General features: G+C 63.5%; 17 protein-coding genes. 12 read left to right on the plus strand and 5 right to left on the minus strand.

All coding sequences use genetic code 11. From position 1 onward, the window contains the following. Window positions 1-147: 147 nt before the first annotated feature. From AZF01_RS21965 to AZF01_RS21980, 4 genes are all read right to left on the minus strand, one after another. A complete protein-coding gene (locus tag AZF01_RS21965) occupies window positions 148-951 on the minus strand; it encodes a DeoR/GlpR family DNA-binding transcription regulator (protein WP_024706669.1) in 804 nt (267 codons plus the stop codon). 47 nt (window positions 952-998) lie between these two features. Beyond that, window positions 999-2,303 carry a TRAP transporter large permease gene (locus AZF01_RS21970; protein ID WP_024706668.1) on the minus strand — a complete coding sequence of 435 codons (1,305 nt, stop codon included), beginning with the start codon at window positions 2,301-2,303 and terminating at the stop codon, window positions 999-1,001. A gap of 16 nt (window positions 2,304-2,319) precedes the next feature. Continuing rightward, complete coding sequence (locus AZF01_RS21975; protein ID WP_024706667.1) at window positions 2,320-2,886, minus strand: TRAP transporter small permease; 567 nt, start codon at window positions 2,884-2,886, stop codon at window positions 2,320-2,322. Between the two features lie 111 nt (window positions 2,887-2,997). Next, window positions 2,998-4,014, minus strand: a complete 1,017-nt coding sequence (locus AZF01_RS21980; protein ID WP_024706666.1) for a TRAP transporter substrate-binding protein — start codon at window positions 4,012-4,014, stop codon at window positions 2,998-3,000. Window positions 4,015-4,317: 303 nt separating this feature from the next. Here AZF01_RS21980 and AZF01_RS21985 point away from each other — a divergent pair, with 303 nt between their 5' ends. The 5 genes from AZF01_RS21985 to AZF01_RS22005 all read left to right on the plus strand — a co-directional run bounded on the left by AZF01_RS21985 (window position 4,318) and on the right by AZF01_RS22005 (window position 10,598). Further along, window positions 4,318-5,034: an SDR family NAD(P)-dependent oxidoreductase gene (locus AZF01_RS21985; RefSeq protein WP_024706665.1), complete on the plus strand. Its 717-nt coding sequence runs from the start codon at window positions 4,318-4,320 to the stop codon at window positions 5,032-5,034. A gap of 10 nt (window positions 5,035-5,044) precedes the next feature. Continuing rightward, window positions 5,045-6,361 (plus strand): FAD-binding oxidoreductase, encoded by a 1,317-nt coding sequence (locus tag AZF01_RS21990; protein WP_024706664.1) that lies wholly within the window; start codon window positions 5,045-5,047, stop codon window positions 6,359-6,361. 37 nt (window positions 6,362-6,398) lie between these two features. Then, window positions 6,399-8,447: a hydantoinase/oxoprolinase family protein gene (locus AZF01_RS21995; protein ID WP_024706663.1), complete on the plus strand. Its 2,049-nt coding sequence runs from the start codon at window positions 6,399-6,401 to the stop codon at window positions 8,445-8,447. 3 nt (window positions 8,448-8,450) lie between these two features. Beyond that, window positions 8,451-10,067 carry a hydantoinase B/oxoprolinase family protein gene (locus AZF01_RS22000; RefSeq protein ID WP_024706662.1) on the plus strand — a complete coding sequence of 539 codons (1,617 nt, stop codon included), beginning with the start codon at window positions 8,451-8,453 and terminating at the stop codon, window positions 10,065-10,067. A 105-nt stretch (window positions 10,068-10,172) separates the two neighbouring features. Further along, complete coding sequence (locus AZF01_RS22005) at window positions 10,173-10,598, plus strand: RidA family protein (RefSeq protein ID WP_024706661.1); 426 nt, start codon at window positions 10,173-10,175, stop codon at window positions 10,596-10,598. Window positions 10,599-11,028: 430 nt separating this feature from the next. Here AZF01_RS22005 and AZF01_RS22010 read toward each other — a convergent pair whose 3' ends face one another. Further along, window positions 11,029-12,651 carry an AMP-binding protein gene (locus tag AZF01_RS22010; RefSeq protein ID WP_024706660.1) on the minus strand — a complete coding sequence of 541 codons (1,623 nt, stop codon included), beginning with the start codon at window positions 12,649-12,651 and terminating at the stop codon, window positions 11,029-11,031. Between the two features lie 148 nt (window positions 12,652-12,799). Here AZF01_RS22010 and AZF01_RS22015 point away from each other — a divergent pair, with 148 nt between their 5' ends. The 7 genes from AZF01_RS22015 (at window position 12,800) to AZF01_RS22045 (ending at window position 18,698) form a co-directional block, all read left to right on the plus strand. Then, window positions 12,800-13,546, plus strand: a complete 747-nt coding sequence (locus tag AZF01_RS22015; RefSeq protein WP_051423982.1) for an enoyl-CoA hydratase/isomerase family protein — start codon at window positions 12,800-12,802, stop codon at window positions 13,544-13,546. Between the two features lie 71 nt (window positions 13,547-13,617). Continuing rightward, entirely contained in the window at window positions 13,618-14,823 is a 1,206-nt protein-coding gene (locus tag AZF01_RS22020) for an ABC transporter substrate-binding protein (RefSeq protein WP_024706658.1), read from the plus strand. A gap of 15 nt (window positions 14,824-14,838) precedes the next feature. Further along, window positions 14,839-15,627, plus strand: a complete 789-nt coding sequence (locus tag AZF01_RS22025) for an ABC transporter ATP-binding protein (protein WP_024706657.1) — start codon at window positions 14,839-14,841, stop codon at window positions 15,625-15,627. After that, entirely contained in the window at window positions 15,620-16,363 is a 744-nt protein-coding gene (locus tag AZF01_RS22030) for an ABC transporter ATP-binding protein (RefSeq protein ID WP_051423981.1), read from the plus strand. The genes AZF01_RS22025 and AZF01_RS22030 overlap by 8 nt, the downstream gene beginning before the upstream one ends. 1 nt (window position 16,364) lies before the next feature. Continuing rightward, window positions 16,365-17,252, plus strand: coding sequence for a branched-chain amino acid ABC transporter permease (locus tag AZF01_RS22035; protein WP_024706655.1), 888 nt, complete (start codon window positions 16,365-16,367; stop codon window positions 17,250-17,252). A 1-nt stretch (window position 17,253) separates the two neighbouring features. Continuing rightward, window positions 17,254-18,228 (plus strand): branched-chain amino acid ABC transporter permease, encoded by a 975-nt coding sequence (locus AZF01_RS22040; RefSeq protein WP_024706654.1) that lies wholly within the window; start codon window positions 17,254-17,256, stop codon window positions 18,226-18,228. Then, window positions 18,225-18,698, plus strand: coding sequence for a thioesterase family protein (locus AZF01_RS22045; protein WP_024706653.1), 474 nt, complete (start codon window positions 18,225-18,227; stop codon window positions 18,696-18,698). Before AZF01_RS22040 ends, AZF01_RS22045 begins: the two co-directional genes overlap by 4 nt. Window positions 18,699-18,711 lie beyond the last annotated feature (13 nt).

Consider the following 18,711-nt stretch of genomic DNA (forward strand, 5'->3'; position numbering starts at 1 on the left):
CGCTTTCCGCCGAACCACGGAGGTTTTTCCGGAAGCGCGCGACAGGATGGGGTCAATGCTGTGGAAATCCGGATGGATGCGAGCCGATGCGCTAGCCGGCCCCCCGGACGCGACGGTCCCGGGCAGACACCGGTTCAGCAGTGTCTGTTACGACATCAGCGCCGTTATGAACTGCGGTCCCGGAGAGGGGAATTTGTCGATCTGCTCGCGGCTGAGGCCTTCATCGGTGATGATGGTGTCGATCGCGTCGATCGGGGCGGTCTTGTGAAGGGCGCGTTCCATGAAGCGGCTGGATTCAGCCATGAGGATGACCTTGTTTGCCGCGGCAATCATCGCCCGCTTCATCTGGACGAGTTCCAGGAGCGTTTCCGAGACGCATTGCTCGTCGATCGCGGCAGCCGACATGAAGAACAGGTCGCAGCGGATGTCGGCGAGAAAGCTCAGGCCCGGCTCGCCGAGAAGGCTGAACGAACCGAACCGGCACGCCCCGCCGGGCACAATCAGCTTGATGTTCTGCTTGTAGGTCAGAACCTTGGCGACATGAAGGTCGTTGGTGATGATGGTCAGCGGAATATCGAGGCCGGCGATCTCTTCCGCCAGCAGGTGGCAGATGACCGCGCCGGTGTCGATCAGCAGCGCCTGATCGGGTTCGATGAAGCGCATGGCCTCGCGCACGATCCCCTGTTTCTCCTCAAGCGCCGTGCGGCGCGCCAGATCCGTCGACGGCTCGTAGGTCGCGCGCGAGCGGATGCTGACGGCGCCGCCATGGGTGCGCTTGACAAGGCCCTCGGACGCCAGCAGGTCGAGGTCGCGCCGGATCGTCGAAACCGAGATGCCGAACATGCGTGCCAGATCCTGGCTGGTGCCGGCCTGGTTGCTCTTGAACCAGTCCACCAGTTGCTGGCGGCGCTCGGCCGGCAGAAGTTCTTCCGTGTTGTTGTCGTCGTCCAAGTTCCAGCCTTCAGGTCAGGGATCTTCGAGGTTCCGCACAGGCGGCGTCACAGGGCGTTGGGCAACCAAAGCACAATCTGCGGGAATATCGCAAGCAGGGCGGTACCGATACACAACAGCAGGAAAAACGGCAAGGCGGCGCGCACGGTCTTGCCGATGGTCTCGCCGGTGAGGGCCTGCAGGATGAAAAGGTTCAGGCCGACCGGCGGCGTGAGCGCGCTCATCTCGATCATGATGACGAGGTAGACGCCGAACCAGAGCGGATCGAACCCGGCATGCACGATCAGCGGAACGGCGATCGGGACGGTCATGACGGTCATCGATGTGCCGTCGAGGAACATGCCGAGCACGATGTAGAGAACCGCGAGGATCAGCAGAACGCCATAAGGCGACAGGTTCATCGCGGCGATGCTTTCCGTGATCATCGAGGGCAGATGCATATAGGCGATGGCTGATGACAGGAAGGCGGAGGCGGCGATCAGCATCAGGATCATCGAGGAAACCCGGATCGTGCTTTTCAGGCTGTCAATCATCAGCTGCCATGCGAACTGCCCGGTGACGAGCGTGATGACGATCGCGCCGAAAACCCCTACCGCGGCGGCTTCGGAGGGCGTGGCGATGCCGGTATAGATGGCGCCGAGCACGATCGTCATCAGCACCAGGATCGGCACGAGATCGAGAACGCCTCTCCAGATCACGCTCCACGATACCGGCTGGCCATGCGGCGGCGCCACGGAGGGACGGATGAGCGAGACAATCCCGATATAGCCGGAATAGAGCGCTGCCATCATCAGGCCCGGCAGAAGCCCCGCGGCGAAAAGTTTTGCGATCGAGACCTGCGCCAGGACGCCATAGACGATCATGGCGATGGAGGGTGGAATGAGCAGGCCGAAACTGCCGGCGCCGGCCAGCGAGCCGGAGGCGAGCGAGACGTCATAGCCACGGGCCTTCAGTTCGGGAATGGTGATCTTGCCGACCGTGGCGGTGGTCGCCGTCGAGGAACCCGAGATCGCGGCGAAGATGGTGCAGCCGATGACATTTGTGTGCAGCAGGCCGCCGGGAACGCGCGAGACCAGCGGCGAGAGGCCGCGGAACAGACGGTTCGAGATATCCGTGCGGAAGATGATATCGCCCATCCAGATGAAGATCGGAATGGCGGCAAGCTCCCACGACACGGCGGAAGACGATATCACCTTGGTGGCGATCGAGCCGATCCGGACCCAACTGAAATCGAGCGCGAAATACATGGCGCCAGCGCCGACCAGCATCAGGCCGGCAAAGATCCACGTGCCGGCGCCGAGGAAGAGGACGAGCAGCAACAGCAGCGTCAGGGCGGACATTGAGACGGACATGGCGTTTCTTCCTGCGCTAGAGTGTGAGCGCGCGCTCATCGGCGTGGCCGACGGCCAGAAGCCGGAGGATCCGTACGATTACCTGAAACGCCATCAGAGAAAGGCCGATCAGGAAAAAGCTCTCGGGGATCCACATCGGGATGGGGAGGTAGGTTTCGGAAACGGTGCCCCGGCTCCAGTTCTTGAACACGGACTTCCACTGGTACCAGGCCAGGAAAACCATCAGCGCCTCGACCGCGACGAGCGTGCCGAACTCACACATCCAGGCCAGTTTCGGCCCGGCTCGATCGGTCAGCACCTTGACGCGGATCATGAAGCCTTCTTCCAGCGCCCAGGCAGCCGACAGGAAGGCGACGGCGGCAACGCCGTTGCCGACCAGCGAATCCGCCATGAAGGTGGATTTCGAGAAAACGCGCAGGCAGATTTCCAGAAGCGTGAATGCGGTCATCAGGACCAGGATGCAGGCCGCGACGAAGGCCGCCGCCCGATTGAGGATGGTCGAGGCATGAGCGATGATCCGCAGCCATTTCGGATCGTCGGTCGCCTCGGAGAGGTGGTGTGAATGCGTTTCTTCGAGCGCCATGGTCATCTCCCGTACGGAGGGCAGCGGAAGGCTCCGCGCTGCATGTCCGCTGAATGAAGTGATTCATGCGGCCCGCCATCATCGGGATGACGAGCCGCAGGAGGAGAGATATCAGCCGGCCTTCAGCGCATCAAACTTCGCCAGCACGTCGGCGCCACGCGTTCCGGTTTTCGCCACCCAGTCCTCGCGCACGGCAGCACCGGCGGCGTTCAGCGTCGCGAAAACGTCATCCGGCACATCGGCCGCGGTGGTCACGGTCATGCCGTGGTCGCGCAGGATCTTGTAGGAGGCCTCGATGCTGTCGGTCATGATCTGCCAGTTGTAGGCATCTGAGCTTTCGGTCAGGCCGAGCATGGCGTCCTGGACATCCTTCGGCAGGGCGTCGAATGCGTCCTTGTTCACATGGCACATGAACAGGCCCATGGCGTAGTTCATCTCGGTGAAGTCGCTGAGATAATCCCAGAGAGAGAGCTGCACGCCGCCATCGGCCGATGTCAGGACCGCGTCGATCGCGCCGGTCGACAGCTGGGGGATGAGATCGGACCATGCGATCTGCAGCGGCGCCGCGCCGGCCTTCATCAGCGTCTGCGTGCCGTTGACGTCATAGGTGCGGATGCGCAGGCCGTTGAGCGCGTCCATCGAGGTGATCGCCCGGTCGGCGAAGATGCCGGATGGCGGGTTCGGCATGGCCCAGAGCAGAACCATGTTGTTGTCGGCGAAGATCTTTTCGTATTCCGGACGCGCCGCCTGCCAGAGAAGATAGGCTTCCCTCGGGGTTTTGGCGATGAAAGGCAGGGAGGACAGGTTGAACAGCGGGTCGATGCCGCCGAGCTGGGTCATCAGGGTCACCGCGGTCTGCACCGCGCCGTCCTGCACGGCGTCGAACTGGTCCGCCGATTTGTAGCCGAGCGCGCCGCCGCCCTGATAGGTGATGGCGATCTGGTCGCCGACCTTCTTCTGCAGCTCGGTCAGGAAGTGTTTCGACGCCTTGCCCGAGAGCGCGTCGGCATTGTACTCGTCCGCCATGTCCCAACGGACGGTGGAGGCGGCAAAGGCGCGATTGCCAAGGGCGCCGATCGCGCCGGCCAGGGCAGCATTGCGCATCAGCGCACGTCTAGTGATGGTCATTCGGTTCCCCTTTCGAAAGGCTGTGCGCCCGCCCGCTGTTCGGCCGGGCACCGAGACGTTTTCGTTCTTCGGATTTGTCAAAGTAAGCAGTCCCGTCAAAAACTGTCAATCAAAAACGCAAAAAGGTTCACGTTTTTTGCCAAAAATCAGAAGAAACAGTGCAGCCACCTGCATTTTTTAACGCGTTTTCGCATTGAAAGGCGATTGCCAGTTGTCATTTCGCAATGTATCGTTCATAAAAATGCACATAAGCGCATAAAACGGCGAGCGACTTTCAGATAACGTTGCAAGAGAATTTGATAAATGCACACTACACCACAGAGCGCCCCGGTCATCCTGGTGTCCGGCGCCAATCGCGGCATCGGCGCGGCGATCGTCAGGGATCTTCTTCAGCACGGCTACCGGCTTTCGCTCGGTGCGCGCGATACCGCCAGGCTCGAGGCCGAGTTCGGCCCGCCCGGCGATAGGCTGCTCCATAACCGTTTCGATGCCTATGAGCCCGAGACGGCGAAACAGTGGGTCGATCGGACGGTCGCCCGTTTCGGGCGGATCGACGGCCTCGTCAACAATGCCGGAAACGGCGAGCAGGTGCTGCTCACCGACGACAATGAAGAGGCGCTGGACCGGCTCTGGGCGGTTAACGTCAAGGCGCCGCTCAGGCTCACCCGGTTGTGCCTGCCGCATCTGGAGGAAGCCGGTCGCGGGCGGATCGTCAACATCGTCTCGATGTCCGGCAAGCGGGTGCGCAACGGCTTTGTCGGCTATAACATGACCAAGTTCGCGGTCATGGGGCTGACCCACACGACGCGCCATGTGGCCTGGGAAAAGGGTGTGCGCGCCACCGCGATCTGCCCGAGCTTCGTGCGCACCGAGATGAGTTCCTACACCAGCAAGGTCAAGCCCGAGGACATGATCCAGCCGGAGACCATGGCCGAGCTGGTGCGCACCGCGATCGAACTTCCCAACAACGCGGCGATGGCGGAAATGCTGGTCAACTGCCGTCTCGAAGACATGCTCTGAGGAGAGCGCCATGCCGGTTCCGAATTTGCAACGTCCGGGCTTTTCGGCCCCCCTGCCCGAGCGCGCCGATGTCGTGGTCATCGGCGGCGGCATTGCCGGGGTCACGACCGCCCTTTTCCTGGCCGAGGCCGGCGTCAACGTCACCCTCTGCGAAAAGGGCGTGGTTGCCGCCGAGCAGAGCTCGCGCAACTGGGGCTGGGTGCGGCAGATGGGGCGCGACCCCGCCGAATTGCCGCTGACGATCGAAAGCCTCAACCTCTGGCGCGATATTGATCGCCGCTTCGGCATCGAAACCGGCTTCCGCGAAACCGGCATCACCTATGTCTGCCGCACCAGGGCGGAGATCGCCGAGTTCACCGCCTGGGAGAAATACGGCCGCGAGGCCGGCATGCCCTCGACGCTTCTCGATTCCGCCGGTCTGCAGAGCCTGCTGCCGGGCATTGCCGCGCAATATACGCTGGGGCTTCATACCGCCAATGACGGCCGCGCCGAACCGGAAAGGGCCGTGCCGCAAATGGCATCCGCCGCCGTGCGTCTCGGCGCGACGATCACCGAAAACTGCGCCGTGCGCGGGATCGAGACGGCCGGCGGTCGCATCAGCGGCGTGGTGACGGAGAAGGGCACGATCGCGACATCGAGCGTCGTCGTCGCGGCGGGCGCGTGGTCGCGGCTCTTCCTCGGCAATCTCGGGCTTAACTTCCCGCAACTGAAGCTGCTCGGCACGGCCGCGCGGATCGAAAGCGAGGGCGCCGTGCCGGAAATGCCGGTCGGCGGCGGCGACTTTTCCTTCCGCAGGCGTCTCGACGGCGGCTATACCATTGCCCAGCGCAATGCCAATGTCGCGCCGATCACGCCGGACAGCTTCCGCCTGTTCTTCGATTTCCTGCCGACGCTCCTGACGAGCTGGCGGGAGTTGAAGCTGCGCGTCAACGGCCAGACGGTCAGCGAACTGAACATGCCGCGCCGCTGGTCGCTCGATGAGGCGACGCCCTTCGAGGCGATCCGAACGCTCGATCCTGTGCCGCATGCGCCCTTCAACCGCAACGCGGTCCGCAACCTCACGCGCGCCTTTCCGGCCTTCGCCGATGCCCGCCTGACCCACAGCTGGGCCGGCATGATCGATGCGACGCCGGACGCGATCCCGGTGATCGGCCCGATTGCGGCCGTGCCGGGGCTCTATCTGTCGTCGGGCTTTTCCGGCCACGGCTTCGGCAGCGGGCCGGGCGCGGGCCGCCTGATGGCCGAACTCGTCCGCAACGAGAAAACCTGCGTTGATCCGGCGCCTTTCCGGTATGAACGCTTTTCGAAGACTGCCAAGGCCGCCTGAAGAGCGGCGCGACGGCAATAGCCAAAGGGAACATGACATGGCCTGGAGAATCGGCGTCGATTCCGGCGGAACATTCACCGACGTCTGCCTCTTCAATGATGAGACCGGAGCAATCGAGATCTGGAAGGTCTCCTCCACCCCGGACGATCCGTCGCGCGCCATCGCCCAAGGCGTGGTCGAGGGTCTGGAAAAGGTCGGCGCGAAAGCCGGTGATCTCGCCTTTCTCGGCCACGGCACCACGGTCGCCACCAATGCGCTGATCGAACTGCGCGGCGTGAAAACGGGCCTCGTCGTCTCCGACGGCTTCCGCGACCTGCTCGAGATCGGCCGTCAGAAGCGTCCGAATCTCTACGACATGTTCGCCGAAAAGCCGGAACAGCTCGTCACCCGCGACCTGCGCCGGGAAGTGCCCGAACGGCTGAAAGCCGATGGCAGCGTTGCCGTGCCGCTGGATGAAGACGCGCTGCGCGAAGCTTTTCGCGCGCTCGCCGCCGAGGATATCAAGGCGCTGGCGATCTGCTTTCTCTACGGCTTCCTCAATACCGCGCATGAAGAGCGCGCTCTGGCGATCGCGGCGGAGGAACTGCCGGAGGTGTTCGTATCGGCCTCCCATGCCGTCGCGCCCGAGTTCCGCGAATATGAGCGGCTCTCGACCACTGTGGTCAACGCCTATCTCGGCCCGGTGATGCAGCGCTATATCCGCCGGCTGAAGGATAGGCTCGCCGAAATCGGCCTGAAGGTTGCGCCGCAGCTCACCCAGTCGAATGGCGGCGTCATCGGCTTCGATCAGGCGAGCAGCCTGCCGGTGCGCACCGTGCTCTCCGGTCCCTCGACCGGCGTTGTCGGCGCGCAGGCGATCGGCAGGATGGCCGGTTTCGACAACATCATCACCTTCGATGTCGGCGGCACTTCCTCTGACGTGGCGCTGCTGCAGAACGGCGTCTGCCAGCTCACCGGCGAGGCCGATGTCCACGGCTATCCGATCAAGGCGCCGATGCTCGACATTCACACGGTTGGTGCGGGCGGCGGTTCCATCGCTCATGTCGATACTGGTGGCCTCTTGAAGGTCGGGCCGCGTTCTGCCGGCGCCCATCCGGGGCCGGTCTGCTACGGGCTCGGCAATGAGGAGCCGACGGTCACCGACGCCAACATTGTGTTGCAGACGCTGAACCCGGTGGAAATTCTCGGCGGCCGCATGAAGGTGCGGCATGATCTGGCGCTCACTTCGATCCAGCGGCTGGCCGACAGGCTCGGCGTTGACGTCATGGAGACCGCGCAGGGCATTATTTCCGTCGTCACCGCCAATATGGCGAAGGCGATCCGGGTGATCTCGGTCCAGCGCGGCCATGACCCGCGCGACTATGCGCTGATGGCCTTCGGCGGCGCCGGTCCGCTCCATGCCGCACGTCTTGCGCGCGAACTGGACATGAAGACGGTGATCGTGCCGCTGACGCCGGGAACGCTCTGTGCGCTTGGCCTGCTGCTGACCGACCTGCGCTCCGATTTCGCCCTGTCGCGGCTGATGCAACTCTCCGAGGCCGCGCGCCCCGCTCTGGAAGAGGGGTTCGCTGCACTTGCCGAACAGGCCGATGTCTGGTTCGAAGCGGAGAAGATCGCCGCCGATCGTCGCGTCATCACCCGCACGGTGGACATGCGCTATGCCGGGCAGAATTACGAGCTTTCGGTCACGGTTCCGGCGGGGCCGATCACGGCGGAAACCTTCACAGCGCTCGAAAAGGGCTTCGAGGCGGCGCACCGCCAGCGCTTCGGTTTCATCGCCGAAGGGGAACCGATCCAGCTCGTCACCCTGCGCGTCGAGGCCGCTGGCATCGTCGACAAGGCCGAATTCCAGAAACAGGACGATCACGGTCCCGATGCCTCGGGCGCGAAGATCGGCGAACGCGATGTGTGGATGTCGGAAGCCGGCGGTTTCGTCACCTGCCCGGTCTATGAACGCGGGCTGATGAAGGTGGGCAACGTCATTACCGGCCCGGCGATCATCGAGCAGATGGACACGACCACCGTGCTGCTGCCGGAGATGACCGGCACGGTCGACCCCTATCTCAATCTCATCCTGGAGGTTTGAACGATGACCACGATTGATCCCATCACGGTAGAAGTCATCGGCTCGGCGCTGCAGTCCATCGTCGAGGAGATGGGCGAGGCGCTGGTGCGCGCCTCCTATTCGACCAATATCAAGGAGCGCCGCGACTGCTCGACCGCGCTGTTCGACCGCCACGGCAACACGCTTTGCCAGGCCGAGCATATCCCGATGCATCTCGGCTCCTTCCTTGGCGTGATCGGCGCGATCTATGGCCGGTTCAAACTGGGCGACATCAAGCCCGGGGACGTGTTCATGGCCAATGATGCCTATGCCGGCGGAGCGACCCATCTGCCGGATATCGTGCTCGCCGAGCCGATCTTCGTCGATGGCACGCTGGTGGCCTGGGCCGTCAACACCGCCCATCATTCGGATTTCGCCGATCGCGGCCACGAGCATATCTATCAGGAGGGCCTGCGCATCCCGCCGGTGCGGCTCTATCGCGAGGGCGTGCTGAACCAGGACCTGCAGGAGATGTTCCTGCTCAACTGCCAGGTCCCGCGCGAGCGCCTGTCGGATCTGCGCGCCCAGATGTCGGCCAACCGGCTCGCCGTTCAGCGCATGCAGGATCTCTGCGGCAAATACGGCACGGACAAGGTGCTGGCCGCCGGCGAGGCATTGCAGGATTATGCCGAGCGCAAGATGCGCGCCGGCATTGCTGCCATTCCGGACGGCACCTACGGCTTCTCCGACCAGTTCGATTCAAACCAGCGCGGCGACAGGATCAAGCTTTCCGTCGAAATCACCATTGCCGGCGACGAAATGACGCTCGCCTTCGACGGACCGCCGCAGCTGCGCGCCGGACTGAACCTGATCTACACCTCGCTGCTGGCCGCGAGCTATTTCGCGGTGAAGTCGGTCGTCGATCCGACGATCCTGCCCAATGCCGGGCTTGCCCGTCCGCTGACGGTGACCGCGCCGAAGGGGTCGATCCTCAACTGCGAGCATCCGGCGGCCGTCGATGGCCGCATCGCGGCGGCCCAGCGGGTCTGCGACCTCGTCTATGGCGCGCTCGCCAGAGCGCTTCCGGGCAAGGTCATGGCGGCGGGCAATGGCTGCTGCACAGGGGCGATCTTCAACGGTGTCCATGACGATGGCTCGATCTGGGTCTATCTCGAAACCATCGGCGGCGGCGGCGGCGCGCGGCCGTCCTCCGACGGGCTTTCGGGCATCCATGTCAGCCTCACCAACACCTCGAACCTGCCGGTGGAGTCGCTGGAGCTCGAATATCCGCTGACGCTGCTGCGCTACGAACTGGTTGATGATTCCGCCGGCGCCGGCGCCTGGCGCGGCGGCATGGGCGTGCGCCGCGTCTACCGCGCGGAAAAGGCCTGCCGGTTCACCGTCGAAGGGTCGCGGGTGGCCTCCGAGCCCTGGGGCCTCGATGGCGGCACCTCGGCGCGAGGCACCATGCTCGACTTCGGCGACGGCCGCACGGATTTCGCCGGCATGGTCGACCTGAAGCCTGGCCAGATCGTCTCCATCACCACCCCCGGCGGCGGCGGCTACGGCGATCCGGCGGGCCGCGACCCGGCGGCCGTCCGGCGCGACCTTGCCGAAGGGCGCATCAGCGCGGAGACGGCGGAGCGCTTTTACAAGCAGTAATCGCCCGGCCGGCATTTCATTCGATTCCCATCATCGTCGCAGGCGGCAGCGCCTGCGGACACTCTTCCCTTGTCCTTCTCAAACCCAAACAGAACAGGAAAAACCATGGTCAAGATCACCAAAGTCAAATCCGGCTCCATCTTCGAAACCAGGGAAAGCTATTCGCGCATCGTCTGCGTTGATGACTGGATCTTCGTGTCCAACACCGCCGGCCGCAACTACAAGACCCGCGAAATGTCGACCGATCCGGTCGAGCAGGCCCGCCAGTGCTTCGACAATATCGAGGGCGCGCTGAAGTCGGTCGACTCCTGCCTTGCCGATGTCGTCCAGTCGAAGATCTTCATCCCCTACGTCGAGGATGCCAAGGCGGTGATGGAATATGTCGGCGAGCGTTTCCGCGGCATCGATCCGCAGCGCACCGTCACCTGCTCGCCGCTCGGCGCGCCGGACTTCAAGGTCGAGATCGAAGTCACCGCCTATCGTGGCGCGTCGAAGGCCGAGGTCGAGGAAATCACCATCTCGCTCGGCTGAACTGCCGCATATGCCTGGCCGGGCAAGGCTGCATCGACAGCGGTCCGGCCAATCACGCCATCACCCTTCGGGGGTGCGAACGCAGGATGAGCCGTTGGTTCAAGGCTAGCGCCAATAGGCCGGCGCCGGAAAAGCTTGCGGCCTGATGCGATGCCGTCCTCAGCGAGGGCGGCAGGCGGGCGATGGCCGCCGGGCGGCGGTGCGCCCTTCTTCCGCGCCACGCGCGCGGACTTCCCGTCTGGTCATGAACTTGCAGCCAGGTGCCCCCTGCTGACAACGTCTCTGTTTGAAGATCGCCTTGGCGACGCGACCGGAGCCAGACGCCCCGGCCGCCTGAGCCGCCCCGCCGGCTCTCGTCTTGCCGATACGAGTGTAAAGCCAGCAGCAACGTTGCAATGCCGGCGGCGCGAAAGGCGTCGCAAAGCCTGGATCAGGCCTCGGCGCGGGCAGGCTTGGCTGCTTCCCGGTCAAAGGTATCGTCGGTTACGCCTTCCTTGCGCAGCAGGTGCTTCTGCACCTTGCCCGAGGCGGTTTTTGGCAAATCGTCGAGAACGCGGAGGTAACGCGGCACCATATAGCGCGGCAGCGTCACGGAAAGCCGGTCAAGGACTGAGGCCGGATCGATGCCCTGTGCGCTGGCGGGCGAAACAACGATCAGGACCTCGTCCTCGGTGAACTCGGAAGGCACGGCGACGGCCGCGCACGCCCGGATCTCCGCCATGCCGAGGACCTCGCTTTCCAGGGCGAAGGAAGAGATGTTCTCGCCGCGCCGCCGGATGATGTCCTTGAGACGATCGACAAAGTAGTAGGTCCCGTCCTCGTCTCTCCGGAAGCTGTCGCCCGTGTGGAACCAGCCGTTGCGCATCGCATCGACCGTCGCGGCAGGGTTTTTGTAGTAGCCGGCCATCAGCGCCCAGGGGCGGTGCGAACGGATGATCAGTTCGCCCACCTCGCCTGTCCCGAGCGGCATGTCGTTCTCGTCGACGATGCGAAGCTCGCACCAGGGGCGCGGTTTGCCGGCGATCCCCTTGGCGGTGATGCCGGGGCCGGCGTGCAGGGGGCTCGCGATCTCCGTCATGTTGTATATCGTCCACGCCTCAACGCCGAACCGTTCCGCGAAGAGCGGGCCATCCTCGCCAAAGGGCGTGATGAAGGCGCGGCGCAATGGATGGTCGCGGTCATCGGGGCGAACGGGAGCCTTCAGCAGGAAGGCTGCCATGACGCCGAGAAGCAGGCAGTAGGTCGAGCCGGTCTCGCGAACGGCTTGCCAGAACGTGTCCGTCTTGAACTCGCGCATCATCCCGATCGAGAGGCCGCGCGCCAGCATGGCATTGACATAAAGCGTCGATCCGCAGTGAAAGATCGGGCCGCAGATCATGCAGCGGTCGTCGGTACCGACGCAATCAAAGGCGTCCGGCCCCATGGTGTAGTGCTGGGCATAGGTGCTCATCACGCCCTTGGCGTTGCCGGTCGTGCCCGACGTATACATGATCGCGTGCAGGTCCCAGGGTTCGATCGGCTGCGACAGGCTCAGCGCCTGCATGTCCTCCTTCTCCGGGTCGACCAGCGTCCGGACGTCGTAGCCTGAGATCGCAGCGGCCTCGCCCTCGACCACCAGAACGGTTTTCACCGCGCCGGGGCTTATCTCTGACAGCCGCTCGACCAGCGCAGCCTGCGCGATCAGAACAGGCGCGTCGGCATCGCTGAGGATGTGTTCGAGCATATGTCCGCGCGCGCCGGCGTTGATCGGCACATAGACCGCGCCGAGATAGTTTATTGCGAACCAGCTGCACAGCAGATCGGGACTGTTGCCCATGAGGCAGAGCACGTGATCGCCTCTGCCGACACCGGCCTGCGCGAGCGCGCTCGCCCTGAGGCGGACCTTGCGATGCAGTTCGCCATAGGTCCATGACGGTCCGGGCCAGAACTGGACAAAGGGCGCTTCAGGCTGGGTTTGCGCATATCCATCAAGGATATAGCGCAGAACGGAACGGTTTCGGTCAAGTGCCGGATCGCTCGGCGCAACGGTCTTGTGGGCCGTGTCCTCAGACATTGGGTCCATCTTCTCCTCCTCCGGAAAAAGTCAATTTCAGGACGCGCGTCGTCTCCTCGTCCTCTCATATTTCATATTGCATTGTTGGGTCGCGATGTGCAACATACTTAGTAGTATGTCGCTCGGCGACGGGAAAATGATGAGGGAAATGGCCGTAATGTCAGGGGTAGAGGTTGACGTTCAGGGCGCGATTGCAACCGTTCGGTTTGACCGGGGCGGAAAAGCGAATGCGCTGAGCCATGAAATGATCGGCGCACTGGAAGCGGCGGCATACAGGCTCTCGCTCGATCCCGACATTTCGGTGGTCGTGCTCGCCGGCGCCTCCAAAATCTTCGCGGCAGGCGTCGACCTGAAGGATGAAAGGCTCTGGACACCGCGAGGTCCGGCTGTCGCCCGGCACCTGTCCATGAATGCGGGCGCACGCATGACCACGGCCTGGCGGCGGCTGCCGCAGATCGTGATCGCCGCGCTGGAGGGGCCGGCCATCGGCGGCGGCGCAATCCTGGCGCTGTGCGCCGATTTCCGGGTGATGGCAGAGGATGCCTATCTTCGCTTTCCGGAGGTTCGCCTCGGCATGACGCTCGGCTGGGGCGGGTTGCCGCTTCTGACCGAACGGGTCGGCGCGGGTCGGGCCAAGAGAATTCTGTGCTGCGACGAAGTGATCGGCGCCGATGAGGCGCTGACGCTCGGCCTTGCCGACCGCAAGGTTGCGCAGGGCGCGGCGCTCGACGAGGGTCGGAAATGGGCGACCGAGATTGCGGAAATCCCGCCAATGTCACTTCGCATGACCAAGTCCGCGATCGATGCCCACGCCCGCCGGAACTGGGCCGAAGGGGCCGAGAGCGACCAGTTTTTTCTGGCCAAGCTGCTTGCCGAGGGGGGTGGCGGGGCCTGATGCAGGCCGGTGCGTTTGATCGCCCGGATTTTCATGCACCCTGAGCGGTGCCCAATGGGAGGAGAACTTATATGACTGTACTGAAAAAGGCGATACTGACATCGGCCTTCTCTGTCGTTCTGGCGGCCGGGGCTCATGCCGAACCCTACCGGATCGGCGTTCTGACCGACATGTCGGGTATGAATTACGACCTTTCAGGCAAGGGTTCGCAGGTCGCCGCGGAGATGGCCGTCGAGGACTTTGGCGGCAAGCTCCTCGGAGAAGACGTGGAAGTCATCGTCGGCGATCACCAGAACAAGCCGGATGTCGGCTCGACGCTGGCGCGCCGCTGGATCGATGAGCAGAACGTGATCGCAATCGCGGACGTGCCGACGTCGTCGGTGGCGCTCGCCGTGCAGGAAATCACCCGCCAGAGCGACACGGCGCTGTTGATCTCGACTGCGGGCTCCTCGGCGCTCACCGGCGCTTCCTGCTCGCCGTCGACCGCCCAGTGGACCTGGGATACCTACGCGCTTGCCAACGGAACCGGCCGCGCGATGACGCTGGAAGGCGACAAGAAATGGTTCTTCCTGACCGTCGACTACACCTTCGGCCATGCGCTTGAGGCCGATACCACGGCGGCGGTCGAGGCCGCCGGCGGAACCGTGGTCGGCGAGGTCATGCATCCACGCGAGACCTCTGATTTCTCGTCCTACCTTCTGCAGGCACAGGCCTCGGGCGCGGATGTCATCGCGCTCGCCAACTCCTCGGGCGACACGATGACCGCTCTGAAGCAGGCAGAAGAGTTCGGCATCACAGCCGGCGGGCAGGATATCGCCGGCATGCTGCTGTTCCTGACCGACGTTCATGGCGTCGGCCTCGATATCGCGCAGAACCTGACGCTGACGACCGCGTTCTACTGGGACATGAACGAGGAAACCCGCGCCTGGTCTGAACGGTTCGGCGAAAGGATGGACGGCAAGATGCCGACCATGGTGCATGCCGGCGTCTACTCGTCGGTGATGAACTACCTCAAGGCGGCCGAGGCATCGGGCCAGGCAAAGAGCGGATCACAGGTCATGGAAACCATGCGCGGCATGGATATCGACGACTTCTTCAACCACAACGCCTCCCTGCGCAAGGACGGACGGGTCGTCCATGACATGTATCTCGTCAAGGTCAAGACGCCCGAGGAATCGAAGGGTCCGTGGGACTATTACAACGTCCTGCGCACCATTCCGGGCGACGAGGCTTTCCGGCCGATCGAGCAGAGCGATTGCCCGCTCGTGAACGGGTAAAGGGACATCATGACGATGGCTACCGTTTCGGCGCGCAACGCGCCGGAGGGCTCCCGTGCCGCATTGTCGGCACGGGGTCTCAGCAAGACTTTCGGAAATTTCCAGGCCGTCAGGGATGTCGATATCGACATCCGGCACGGACGGATCCACGCGTTGATCGGCCCCAACGGCGCCGGCAAAAGCACGGTGTTCAACCTGCTCACCAAGTTTTTGCAGCCGAGCGCGGGAACGATCATGTATGGCGAAACCGACATCACCCGCATGGCGCCGGCCGATGTGGCGCGGCTGGGCGTCGCCCGATCGTTCCAGATCTCGGCCACCTTCGGAGACATGTCACTGGTGGACAATGTCTGCGTGGCCTTGCAGCGGCCAAACGGACTTGCCGTGCAGTTCTGGCGCTCGCTTGCAAGCCTCTCGCGGCTGAGGCCCCGCGCCATGGAGCTTCTCGGTCGCGTCGGTCTTGCGGACATGGCCGATCACCGGGCCGCCGACCTTTCCTATGGACGCAAGCGCGCCCTGGAAATCGCAACCACGTTGGCGCTCGATCCGCGAGTGCTGCTTCTCGATGAACCCCTGGCGGGCATGGGCCAGGAGGATGTCGAGACGATGTCCTTGCTCATTTCCGATGTCGCCCGGGACTGCGCCGTCCTGATGGTGGAACACAATATCAAGGTTGTTGCCGACATTGGCCACGACATCACCGTGCTGCAGCGCGGAGAGATCCTGACGCAGGGCAATTATGCCGAGGTCAGCGCCGATCCGCGCGTGCGCGAAGCCTATATGGGGACCGAGGACGATGACTGATGCTTCCGCGACGACCCGCGAAAGGCGGGAGGCCGCGCAACTGAAAGTGCGCGGCCTGGAAGCCTGGTACGGAGAGAGCCAGGCGCTTTACGGCGTCGACCTCGACGTCTATCCCGGCGAGACCGTTACCCTGCTGGGCCGCAACGGCGTCGGCAAGACCACCACATTGCGCAGCCTGATGGGCATCTTGCGCAAGCGCAGCGGAACGATTGAATTCGATCAACGGTCTATCCTGCGCCTGCCGCTGCATCGGGTTGCGCATGCCGGCATCGGCTTCGTGCCCGAGGAACGCGGCATCTTCGCCTCGCTCAGCGTCGAAGAGAACCTGATGCTGCCGCCGGTGGTGGCCCGCAGCGGCAAGGCGATGTCGCTCGACGAGATCTACACGCTGTTTCCAAACCTGCTGGAGCGCCGGCACAGCCCGGGCACCAGGCTTTCGGGCGGCGAACAGCAGATGCTGGCGATTGCGCGCATCCTGCGCACCGGCGTCCGCCTGATCCTGCTCGACGAGCCGACCGAAGGACTGGCTCCGGTGATCATCGACCGGATCGGCGAGATGCTGAGGGCGCTGAAAGCCCACGGGCTCAGCGTTCTTCTGGTCGAGCAGAACTTCCGTTTCGCGGCCAGGATCGCCGATCATTTCTACGTCATGGATCAAGGCAGGATGATCGACAGCTTCTCCGTCTCGGAACTGTCCGGCAGGCGCGAGACGCTGAACAAGGCACTGGGAGTATGACATGACAATGATTTTTGGCGTGCCTCTGGTGGTGCTGACCGGACAGTTTCTGATCGGGCTCATCAATGGCTCCTTCTACGCGCTGATGTCGCTTGGACTGGCCGTCATCTTCGGGCTCCTGCGCGTGGTGAACTTCGCGCATGGCGCCTTTTACATGCTCGGCGCCTTCACCGCCTGGATGCTGGGCCAGTATCTGGGGCTCGGCTATTGGGCATCGCTAGCGCTTGCGCCCGTCATCGCGGGCATTGTCGGCGCTCTGGTCGAACGGACCATGTTGCGCCGTCTCTATGATCTGGACCACCTTTACGGTCTGCTGCTCACATTCGGCCTGGCACTGCTTCTGGAAGGCCTGTTTCAGCATTTCTTCGGTTCATCCGGGAAACCCTTTGCGGCCCCGGACGAAATGAAGGGCATCCTGCGCACCGATTTCGTGACGGTTCCCATCTACCGCGGCTGGGTTGTCGTTGCCTCGCTGCTGATCTGTTTCGGCACGTGGGCGCTGATCGAGAAAACCAAGATGGGCTCCTATCTGCGCGCCGCAACCGAAGATTCCACCCTCGTGCAGGCCTTCGGGGTGAATGTACCGCTGCTGCTGACCTTGACCTACGCCTTCGGCTGCGCGCTTGCGGGGATCGCCGGCGTGCTCGCCGCGCCGATCTTTCAGGTCAGCCCGACGATGGGTTCAAACATGATCATCATCATCTTCGCGGTGGTCGTTGTCGGCGGCATGGGCTCGATCCTCGGCGCCATCGCCACAGGCTACCTCCTTGGCATTGTCGAGGGGCTGACCAAGGTCTTTTACCCCGAAGCCGCGAATATCGCGATCTTCGTCATCATGGCGGCCGTCCTGATGATGCGTCCGGCGGGTCTCTTCGGAAAGGAATACTGACATGATCGAAGCCGAAGAATTCGAGACGGTGGCGGAAACCGCGCGTCCGCACCGGTTGCAGCGCATCCTGGTGCTTGCGCTGATTGCAGCGCTGATGCTGCTGCCGCTCTGGGTCTATCCCGTGCTGTTGATGAAGCTGATGTGCTTCGCGCTGTTCGCGTCGGCGTTCAACCTGCTGCTTGGCTATGGCGGCCTTCTGTCCTTCGGCCATGCTGCGTTCTTCGGCGGTTCCGCCTATGTCACGGCGCATGCGCTGAAGGTCTGGGAAGTGAACCCCGAATTTGCCATTCTCGCAGGCGTTGTCGCCGCGCTTGTGCTCGGCCTGATCATGGGGCTTCTGGCGGTGCGCCGGCAGGGCATTTATTTTGCGATGGTCACACTGGCGCTGGCGCAGATGTTTTACTTCTTCTGCCTGCAGGCCCCTTTTACCCATGGCGAGGACGGTATCCAGGGGTTCTCGCGCGGCCGCCTTTTCGGGCTCATCGACCTCTCCGACACCACCGCGCTCTACTCCGTCTTCACGATCGTCTTCGTCGCCAGCATCTTCGCGATCTGGCGGATCGTGCATTCGCCCTACGGGATGATCCTGCAGGCCATCCGCGAGAACGAACAAAGGGCGATCTCGCTCGGCTACTCGGTGCAACGCTACAAGCTCGGCGCCTTCGTCCTGTCGGCGGGCTTTGCCGGTCTGGCCGGTGGGCTCAAGGCGATCCTGTTCCAGTTCGCCACGCTGACGGATGTGAACTGGCACATGTCGGGCGAAGTGATCCTTATGACCCTGCTCGGCGGCATCGGCAGCATTGCCGGGCCGATCGTCGGCGCGGGGCTGGTCGTCACCCTGCAGAACTATTTCGCCACCACCGGTTTTCCGGTAACCACCGCACTCGGAGCAACTTTCATCGTCTGCGTTCTGCTGTTCCGTCGCGGGATCGTGGGCGAGTTTCGCCATCGTCTGGCGGTCAGGAGTAAGCAATGAACACCGAGATACCACAGAGCGCCTTCCGGGTGCTTCCCGACTGGGTCGACTTCAACGGTCATATGGGCGACTTCGCCTATGGCATCGCCTTCTCACGCTCGGTCACCGCGCTGATGGAGAAGATCGGGCTCGACGATGCCTATCGCGCCGAAAGCGAGGCGACGCTCTACACGCTCGAGATGCGGATCGGCTATCAGCGCGAGTGCCATGAGGGCGACGCCTTCACGGTGAACACAAGGGTGCTCGCGGTCGACGCCAAGCGGATGCACCTCTATCAGGAGATGCTCGACGAAAGCGGGGAGCGGCTGGCCTGGTGCGAGCAGGTGCTTCTTCATGTCGCCCGCAAATCCGGCAAGCCAAGGGCCGCGCCTTTTCCTGCAATTGCCGCCGCTCGCCTGGAGGCGTTGCAAACGGCACAGCGGGACGAACCTTACCCGGACTGGCTCAATCGGCGCACCGGTCTCGGTTGAAACGCCCGGCTTG

Source organism: Martelella sp. AD-3, from assembly GCF_001578105.1.
Lineage (GTDB): Bacteria > Pseudomonadota > Alphaproteobacteria > Rhizobiales > Rhizobiaceae > Martelella.

Coding starts and splice junctions, on each gene's coding strand:
- AZF01_RS22025 (WP_024706657.1), top strand. CDS start 14,839: ATGGCTACCGTTTCGGCGCGCAACGCGCCGGAGGGCTCCCGTGCCGCA.
- AZF01_RS21995 (WP_024706663.1), top strand. CDS start 6,399: ATGGCCTGGAGAATCGGCGTCGATTCCGGCGGAACATTCACCGACGTC.
- AZF01_RS21975 (WP_024706667.1), bottom strand. CDS start 2,886: ATGGCGCTCGAAGAAACGCATTCACACCACCTCTCCGAGGCGACCGAC.
- AZF01_RS22020 (WP_024706658.1), top strand. CDS start 13,618: ATGACTGTACTGAAAAAGGCGATACTGACATCGGCCTTCTCTGTCGTT.
- AZF01_RS21990 (WP_024706664.1), top strand. CDS start 5,045: ATGCCGGTTCCGAATTTGCAACGTCCGGGCTTTTCGGCCCCCCTGCCC.
- AZF01_RS21980 (WP_024706666.1), bottom strand. CDS start 4,014: ATGACCATCACTAGACGTGCGCTGATGCGCAATGCTGCCCTGGCCGGC.
- AZF01_RS21985 (WP_024706665.1), top strand. CDS start 4,318: ATGCACACTACACCACAGAGCGCCCCGGTCATCCTGGTGTCCGGCGCC.
- AZF01_RS22005 (WP_024706661.1), top strand. CDS start 10,173: ATGGTCAAGATCACCAAAGTCAAATCCGGCTCCATCTTCGAAACCAGG.
- AZF01_RS22040 (WP_024706654.1), top strand. CDS start 17,254: ATGATCGAAGCCGAAGAATTCGAGACGGTGGCGGAAACCGCGCGTCCG.
- AZF01_RS22045 (WP_024706653.1), top strand. CDS start 18,225: ATGAACACCGAGATACCACAGAGCGCCTTCCGGGTGCTTCCCGACTGG.
- AZF01_RS22010 (WP_024706660.1), bottom strand. CDS start 12,651: ATGTCTGAGGACACGGCCCACAAGACCGTTGCGCCGAGCGATCCGGCA.
- AZF01_RS22035 (WP_024706655.1), top strand. CDS start 16,365: ATGACAATGATTTTTGGCGTGCCTCTGGTGGTGCTGACCGGACAGTTT.
- AZF01_RS22030 (WP_051423981.1), top strand. CDS start 15,620: ATGACTGATGCTTCCGCGACGACCCGCGAAAGGCGGGAGGCCGCGCAA.
- AZF01_RS22000 (WP_024706662.1), top strand. CDS start 8,451: ATGACCACGATTGATCCCATCACGGTAGAAGTCATCGGCTCGGCGCTG.
- AZF01_RS21970 (WP_024706668.1), bottom strand. CDS start 2,303: ATGTCCGTCTCAATGTCCGCCCTGACGCTGCTGTTGCTGCTCGTCCTC.
- AZF01_RS22015 (WP_051423982.1), top strand. CDS start 12,800: ATGGCCGTAATGTCAGGGGTAGAGGTTGACGTTCAGGGCGCGATTGCA.